Genomic DNA, 1,329 nt, shown 5'->3' on the forward strand with positions numbered 1-1,329 from the left:
ACCCAGTTGTAGATGGTCTTTTGTTCCACTTTGAGTATCTTGGACACATCTATGATATCCAAATATTCGGGTTTCAATGGTGGATGGACAGACGTATCGACGGATTGTTCTTGCAGGACAAGCAGACGGTCGAGTTTGTCCTCTACATTCATGAGCTTATCGAACAGGCGTTTTTGCCAAGTGTCTTCTGCATTATAGTTTATGTACGGCATAATTCTCCTTTTTGATAGTTGCCATTGATATCCTGTGCCAAGATATGCTGTTCTTTCATGTAGGCGATGTACTTCTTTGCGGTTCTATCCTTTATTTCCATTTCGCGCATCAGAACATCACAAAGTTCCTGATAGGTGAGTTTGAAAGAATTTCGGAAGGCTTCTCTTATAACGCCAACGAGTTCATCGGTCTTACGCTTTTCTTTGTCCTCCTTGGACTTCTCACCACGATAGACGTGCATATCCTCCGCCTTGTCCCATCCGAAAAGCATCATCGGCACATCCAATGGGCTGCCGTCACGGACTTTCAGAGCTTTCACCACAGAGTATTCAGGATTGTCATCTTTCTCTATGGAGAGAATACCTGCCGCCTTGCGTTGAAGTTCGGAGCCAATATGCCCACGGAGTTTGATACCATTTGGCACGAAGTGCAGCACGCAGATGATACAGGTGTTGTAAATCCCTGCCAGACGGTAAAGCTCATCCACGATGGCAATGCTTTCCGTCTCGTCGTTGGCGGAACGTATCAAGTCAGCTATGCCGTCAATCACCACAAGATGGATGCCCCCATGTCTATGATGGAACAGGTCCATACTTTCACGGATAAGTTTCAACCGGTCTTTACGGGAAAGCGAAGCGAGATACAGAGAATGATAATACTCAGGTACTGCTGCCAGTGAAGCCCGACGGAGTGTCTTGCCTAAATTTTTATGAAGTTGAGCCTCTGACTGTTCCGTGTCATAGTGCAGAACTGCTAAGCCTTTTGGATTGGCGGTAATCTCCAAGCCCAAGGTTTTCTCTATTGGCAGTTGTTCTTCTCCCAATGTTCCGGCAAGAATAGCTCCTACATAGTTACTCTTGCCCGTACCTTCTCCTCCGGTGATGCAGAATAGATTGTCTTGTGTTCCCAATGGGACACCATTCACAGCTACCACCGATTTGGAAATGTCTGGTGGATTCTCATAGTCAATTTCACAGGAACGTAACATCATCATGGTTTGGCTGTATAGGTCTGTAAACATTTTGGCAAGCTGCTCTTTCAGTTCCTTTGCCCCGTTGCCCAAGGCAAAGAAATCAGAAATGTCTTTTTCAGACTTCGTACCACTTAGCGGAAGTG

At 45.8% G+C, this 1,329-nt stretch carries 2 protein-coding genes; both read right to left on the reverse strand.

Annotation, left to right across the window (positions count from 1 at the left end):
• A partial coding sequence (locus HMPREF9304_RS11850; RefSeq protein WP_036929460.1) for a hypothetical protein occupies positions 1-212 on the reverse strand: 212 nt, incomplete at its 3' end.
• A partial coding sequence (locus tag HMPREF9304_RS11855) for an AAA family ATPase (RefSeq protein ID WP_036929462.1) occupies positions 200-1,329 on the reverse strand: 1,130 nt, incomplete at its 5' end. The genes HMPREF9304_RS11850 and HMPREF9304_RS11855, both read right to left, overlap by 13 nt.

Source organism: Hoylesella timonensis S9-PR14, assembly GCF_000762405.1.
Classification (GTDB): domain Bacteria; phylum Bacteroidota; class Bacteroidia; order Bacteroidales; family Bacteroidaceae; genus Prevotella; species Prevotella timonensis_A.